The following is a 6473-nucleotide window of genomic DNA, read 5'->3' as shown; positions in this document are numbered from 1 at the left end:
AGCGAATGGCGCAAGCGCAATTCGGATTCCGGCGCAAGCGCCGGAGTAGAATTCCGCAAGCGGAATTCAAAAGGCAGGGCAATTCGCGCAAGCGCGAATTGCGAGCGACCGCGCAAGCGCGGTCGCCGAGGCTGGCGGCAAGGGGAGGTGCATCACGCGCGGGCCTGTGTAGGGTTTGAGATTCCTACCCACTACCCCTGCAACGAGAGTGACGGATCGTCGGCCTGACGGAGTGCCGGCCCCACCGCAGTGACGGGCTCCGCTGCGCTCCACCCGAACCCCTCCCCCATTCTCGAAACCTGCCGCTCACGTTCACCAATACCCCGCCAGCATACCCTATGAACCGTGCGAACGGGGCGGGATTCAGCCAAGTATCAACCTGCAAGGGGAAGCTGCGATATGGGTGATGCATCACAGCTGGTAACTGTGTAGAGTCTGGGCCCAGACACCACCACCACCCCGGCCCGCCAGTCACCGCACCGGACTCTCATTCCTATTACGCGCCGCATTCCGCGAAAAGGAGAACACGGGAATGGCCGTGAAACTGCGTGAACACCAGATTGAGGCCGTGGCCGCCATTGTGCGCGGCCTCGATATCCCGCCGGGCGGCATTCCCTGGAATGGTCTGCGCGGGCAGGTGCACGCCGCGTGCGGGACGGGAAAGACCATCATCGCGGCGGCCTCCGCGAAGCGGATTGTGCCCAAGGGCCGCATTCTCGTTGTGGTGCCGACCCTGGATCTCCTGGCGCAGACCGTGAAGGCGTGGAGCGAGGCCGGGCACAAGGGGTCGGCGGTCATGGTGTGCTCGCCCCTGGACGACCTGGAGCTGTGGCACCTGGGGGTCCGGAGCACCACGAACCCCGTGCAGCTGGCCCTGTGGCACAGCGCTGGGCCGGTGACCATCTACGCCACCTACGCGTCCCTGGGCGTGCTGGTGGAGGCGTTCGAGGGCGCCTACGGGCAGAAGCTCGCGCCGGTGGACCTGGCGGTGGTCGATGAGGCGCACCGGACCAGTGGGTCGATGGGTAAGGCGTGGGCGGACATCCACGATCAGACGAAGATCCCGGCGCACCGCCGGCTGTACCTGACGGCGACGCCGCGGATCTGGGAGGAGCGGCTGAACCGCGAGGTCGCCGAAGGGGTACGCGATCCGCTGCCGCGCGAGATGGCGGCCTCCATGGACGACGAGAAGGTCTTCGGACCGGTCCTCTACAAGCTCTCACTCGCGTCGGCCGTGTCGCGGAAGCTGCTGGCGCGGTACCAGATCATCGTTCTGGAGCTGAAGGACCCGGTCGTGACGCCCGAGCGGCTGATGGGCGAGGAGCGGCACACCGAGGAGGTCCGCGGGCAGCGCCTGGGCGCCCTCCAGGCTGCGCTGCTGCACACCATGGAGCAGCACAACCTCCAGACCTGCATCACCTTTCACCACCGGACCATAGAGGCCGCGGCGTACGCGGAGGGCCTGGAGCACGTGGCCAAGCGGCTGCACGCCGACCGGCCCGAGAAGTACCCGGCGGAGATCTGGGCGGACTGGCTGTGCGGCGAGCACGTCCCGGAGCGTCGGCGAGAGGTGCTGGGGAAGTTCGGCTCCACCGCCCGGCGGGCCGTGCTCTCCAACTGCCGCGTCCTGGGGGAGGGCGTGGACATCCGGGCCGTCGACTCCGTGGCCCTGCTGGATCCCAAGGGCGCGCCGCACGACATCGTGCAGGCCATTGGCCGGGCTCTCCGTCAAAAGCCGGGAGAGGGAAAGCTTGCCTCTTTGATCGTTCCGGTATTCCTTCAGCCCGGTGAGCAGCCGGAGGACATGTTCACATCGGGCTCGTATCGGCCCTTGGTGAAGGTATTGGAAGGTCTGCGCGCTCACGACGAAGAGGCAATCGAGCTGCTTGCGATCCCTCAGGAGCCGCAGAAGGACATCGCGCAGCCGTCCGAGTACATCGGCACTCCGCCCGAGGAGGGCGAGGAAGAATCCCGTCTCCTGCTTCGTTTTGCCGCACCGCGTGACCCGGTGATGGTCGCCGACTGGGTCAGCTTCAACGTGATCGACACGGAGCGGCAGGACTGGGCGCGCGGCTGGACGAAGCTGAAGGCGTACGTCGAGCGGGTCGGGAACGCGCGAGTGCCGTACGGACATCGGGAGGGTGCGACGCCTCTTGGGCAGTGGGTGGCGGAGCAGCGGCGGGCCTACGCGGCTGGGGAGATGAGCGGGCGGCGCGCGCAGCGGCTGGAGAAGTTGGGCATGGTCTGGTCGGTCGTTGATGAGCGGTTCCAGGAGAACCTTCAGGCCGCCAAGGCGTACTACGAGCAGCACTGGACGCTGTGCGCGCCTCGGACCGCGACGATGCTGGACCGGCCCATCGGGCAGTGGCTCGCGAACCTCCGCCGACCTGGCGCGCTGGCTGGCAAGCCGGAGTGGGAAGCCGCGTTGAAGGAGATCGACGAGGACTGGAACCCGTCATGGCCGGCCGAGTGGCAGCGGCACTACGCGGTGGTGCGAGAGATGCTCGCGGAGGAGACCATCCTCGCGTACGTCGAACCCGGGGTCACCGTGCACGGGATGGACATCGGCAAATGGCTCGCCCGGCAACGCCAGCCCGAAGTCTGGGCAGCGCTGGCCGACGGGCAACGCGAACGCCTGGAGACCATCGGCGTCATCCCACACTCGCCCGGGCTGGAGGCATCGGTGAAGCCGTCCACGGCTCCCAGGAACACCTTCGAGCGGGGCGTAGCAGCCCTGGCCCAGTACAAGGCTCGCACCGGCTCCCTGACCGTACCCAGGGGACACGTCGAGCGGCTCGAGGGCGGCACCGAGGTGAAGCTCGGAGTGTGGATCATGAATCAGAAGGGACGCCGCGCGAAGCTGACCCCCGACAAACTCGCCACACTCGCCGAGCTGGGATTGGAATGGGCGCAGCAGGGTTAAAGAGTGGGGTAATTTCTTGGTTAAGCAGTATCGGGTCCTGGCGTGAAGGTGCAGGGAATGGCGTCTGAGGAAGAGCTGTTCGCGTCCGTCGACGCTCTGTTGGACGAGGAGCCGCAGCTCCCGCCTCCGGCGGAGCGTGCCCGGCTGCGTGAGGCCGCCGGCATCACGCAGGCCCGCCTCGCGACCGCGTTGAAGACGACGACCCAGTCGGTGAAGAACTGGGAGAACGGCCGGAGCGAGCCGAAGTCGCCGCGTCTGGATGCCTACCAGCGGCTGCTGAACGGGTGGGCGGCGAAGTATCCCGGCCGCGGTTCAGCCTTGGCTGTCACGCCGGCGGCGTCCAGTGAACCGGCAGCATCCGGGGTGGAGACGGCAGACACCCCGCAGGATCTCACCGTTCCAGCCATCGAGCTGGCACGTCCCGCCACCCGGCCGGCTGTGACATCGCGGCGTCCGGCAGTGAAGAAGGCGGCGAAGCCCGCAGCCGATCCGCGTTTCCCGCACGGCCCACTTGCCGTGCTGGACGGTGACGGCTCCGCGTACGGCGTCGACGGGATCGTGCTGGACTGCCCGGCGACCACGGTGGTGGAGCTGGTGGAGTGGACGCTGCGCGAGTCCGGCCTCGGTGCGCCGAAGCTCAACCGCTACGGCAAGGACTCCGACCCGCTGATCGTGCTCACCGCCGCAGCCGCCGTAAAGCTCGGGCTGCCCGAGCGCCTGGAAGGCCACGAGCAGCGCCGCTCGCTGCGCCTTCCGGAGGACCACCCGGTCGTCAAGCAGGTAGCGAAGGCCAAGTGGCAGCTCACGCAGCGCGGTTTCGGCCCCTGGGCGCGGATCTACCGCAAGGCCCAGGGGCGCGAGCGGCAGTGCGTGCAGCTGGCGATCCTGTCCTGGGACGCCCTCGATGAGCGGTCCTGGCCCGGCGTCACGGAGATGGAGCCGGCCGACATCGCCCGCGTCCTCGGGGTGTACGCCCAGCGGGTCATCACCCCACGCGGATCCACGGCCGTCTCCGGACTGGAGCTGATGACGGCCATGCGCCCGCCGACGAAGCCGGAGCGCGATGAAGAGACCGGCAACTGGATCTCCGGCTACAACCCCGGCAGCTTGGGGACCGAGCCGATGGACCCGGCGCCACCGGAGGCCACTCCCGAGCACCCGGTCGTCGTGAACAGCGGCTGGACCGGCGGATTCCTCAACGAGGAGGCGTACCAGTGGGTGCGGTCGGTGGACACGCTCTCCGATGAGGAGTGCATGCTGCCCTTCGCGGTCGGCCTCGACCTCAACACTGCCTTCCTCGCCGCCGCGGCCCGCCTGGTCGTCGGCCTCAGCGCTCCCGACCACTTCCACAACGTCAAGTTCAACCCCAAGATCCCCGGGAGCTGGCTGGTCGACCTCTCCCACATCGAGCTGGACCCGCGCCTGCCCTCCCCGTTCACGCCGGACGGCTCCCGTCCGACAGGCCCGGCCTGGTACCAGACACACACCCTCGCCTACGCCCAGGAACTCGGCCACGACGTCCACCCGATCGAGGCATACCTGCGCCGCGAGACCGGCGCGTACCTAGACCCGTGGCACGACCGCCTCAAGAACGCATACGTCGACACCCTCGCCGACCTCGGCGTCACCAAGGACCTGGACGACCGCCAGTTCCTCACCGCGATGGAGCAGCACAAGCAGGCCGACCCGGCCCTGGCCGCCGTCCTGGCCGCCATCAAGGCCACCGTGAAGGGCGGCGTCGGCAAGCTCCGCGAGCGCCCGCAGGGCCGCCACTACAAGGATGGCGAACGGTGGCCGGCCCTCGAGCGGCCGACCTGGCGCCCCGACATCCGCGCCGCCGTCATCTCCAAGGCCCGGGTCAACATGCACCGCAAGCTGCTGAACATGTCCCGGATGACCGGACTGTTCCCGCTCGCCGTGCTGTCCGACTGCGTCGTCTACCCCTCGCCGGGCGCTTCGCCGCTCGACTTCCTCCCATACGCCGCGTCCGGCAAGCCGCAGCCCGGCGGCTTCCGCCTCGGGCCCACGCCCGGCCTGGCCAAGCTGGAAGGCGTACAGGAGATGCTCTGGGCAATCGACCTCATGGAGCAGGGCCTCAACCCGGCCCGACACATCAAGGGCGGCGCCGCCGTCCTGGACGAAGGCGAATAGACCGTGGCCGGAGAGATCGAGGACGCGATCGAGCGCGCCGACCGCGAGGCGTTCACCAAGGACCCACCCAAGACCCTCAAGGGCCAGATCGGCTTCCTGCTCAAGCAACTCGGCAGCGCGAAGGCCGTCGCGCAGGAGATCGGCGTCACCGCCGACTCCGTCAACCGCTACCGCCGCGGCGCCCGCAAACACGCCCGCGCCGACATCGCCGCGAAGATCGACGACACCGTACGGCAGCGGTGGCAGCCGCTGGTACGCAAGCGCCGGCAGAAGAAGGCCGCCACCACCGGCGGGATCACCGTGGAAACCCGGGCCCGGTTCGGCTACACGGCACCGGTCGGCACGACCGAAGACGGACGGTTCCGCAGGCTCACCGTGCACCTCCCCCCGCGCTACGCACGACGCCTCTTCGAAGCCCGCAACACAGGCGCCAGCGACCAGCAGATGCGTGGGATCATCGCCGAGGGACTCAAAGAGATCTACTTCCAAGACGGCGGAGCTCGCGCCACAGGACTCTCCGACGTCACCCTCAACGACATCGACTACCTCGACCTCGACTACTAACCTTCTACCTGCATCGGGGACAGCAGCAGCCCGTTGTGACTGCGCGCTTGACTTGGCGGATGAGCGCTGGAGCTGGCGCAGCAGCGCACGCGCGGTTACCGGCTGCCCTCCACAGATGTGATCAGTTTTCCAAGGGCCTCCAAGGCGCCGAGCGAAGCTCCCCGGGCCAGCAGAGCTGAGAGGATCCAGGCCCCGTCGAGTGGTGCGTGCGTGCGCAGGCCAACAAGAATGTCCTTGGCCCGGTCGCGCCCGAAGCCAGAGCTATAGGCGTTGTTCCCATAGAAGTGCAGCTGCTCAACAGCTTCGGCCAGTTGAGAGTCAATGCCGACGGGCGGGACGTTCGGGCGGGTCAGATCCACAGCCTGCGCCACGGCTGCCCATCCGGACAACGCGACATCACTCGCCTCAACGACGGCCACGGCAGTTTCCTGGGCGAACCGATGAGCCGTGCACATCATCCGCAGATCGGGCCAATACGCCATCAGCGGTCCGTGCGAGAGGTTCCCCGCTCTCGGCGTGCTCTGCTGGTACCGCCCGATGAAGGGGGCCAGCCCTGGTACATGATCGGCATCGACACCGAAGTCGCTGGTCAGGAAAGCCCAAGTCGTTCCTGGCACGCACATCGAGTCTGTCCATTCGGCCGCCAGGGTTACGGCCTCTCGCAGGTCGCGATCTGGTGCGTAGGGCACCCAGGCTGCCTGATAGCGCGGCTCCCCAGCTTCCGACATCACAGCTCCATTCGTCCCGTGCGCCAGGCACCACAGCGCCCCCGTTGCGCATCGGCAGCGAGGTGCAGCTTCATGCTGCCGCAGGACCTAGGCATGCAATGGGAGGC

4 protein-coding genes are annotated in these 6473 nt (G+C 67.9%); 3 read left to right on the top strand and 1 reads right to left on the bottom strand.

The window, feature by feature from the left end:
- Positions 1-532: 532 nt before the first annotated feature.
- The 3 genes from AB0B98_RS31985 to AB0B98_RS31975 are packed head-to-tail and all read left to right on the top strand — an operon-like array spanning position 533 to position 5638.
- Positions 533-2923, top strand: a complete 2391-nt coding sequence (locus AB0B98_RS31985; protein ID WP_357367477.1) for a Helicase associated domain protein — start codon at positions 533-535, stop codon at positions 2921-2923.
- Positions 2924-2980: 57 nt separating this feature from the next.
- Positions 2981-5074, top strand: a complete 2094-nt coding sequence (locus tag AB0B98_RS31980) for a helix-turn-helix domain-containing protein (protein ID WP_357367475.1) — start codon at positions 2981-2983, stop codon at positions 5072-5074.
- Positions 5075-5077: 3 nt separating this feature from the next.
- Entirely contained in the window at positions 5078-5638 is a 561-nt protein-coding gene (locus tag AB0B98_RS31975; RefSeq protein ID WP_357367473.1) for a hypothetical protein, read from the top strand.
- A 95-nt stretch (positions 5639-5733) separates the two neighbouring features.
- On the opposite strand, the gene AB0B98_RS31970 is transcribed toward AB0B98_RS31975, so the two are convergent.
- Positions 5734-6366 carry a hypothetical protein gene (locus tag AB0B98_RS31970; RefSeq protein ID WP_357367472.1) on the bottom strand — a complete coding sequence of 211 codons (633 nt, stop codon included), beginning with the start codon at positions 6364-6366 and terminating at the stop codon, positions 5734-5736.
- Positions 6367-6473: the final 107 nt, after the last annotated feature.

This window comes from Micromonospora sp. NPDC048947 (assembly GCF_040649495.1).
Taxonomy (GTDB): domain Bacteria; phylum Actinomycetota; class Actinomycetes; order Mycobacteriales; family Micromonosporaceae; genus Micromonospora; species Micromonospora alfalfae.
Note: the sequence above shows the minus strand (reverse complement) of the source record. Positions and strands in the feature narration are given on the sequence as shown.

Bases quoted from the DNA above. Each gene is read 5' to 3' on its own strand.
- AB0B98_RS31970 (WP_357367472.1), bottom strand. From the start codon at position 6,366: ATGTCGGAAGCTGGGGAGCCGCGCTATCAGGCAGCCTGGGTGCCCTAC.
- AB0B98_RS31985 (WP_357367477.1), top strand. From the start codon at position 533: ATGGCCGTGAAACTGCGTGAACACCAGATTGAGGCCGTGGCCGCCATT.
- AB0B98_RS31980 (WP_357367475.1), top strand. From the start codon at position 2,981: ATGGCGTCTGAGGAAGAGCTGTTCGCGTCCGTCGACGCTCTGTTGGAC.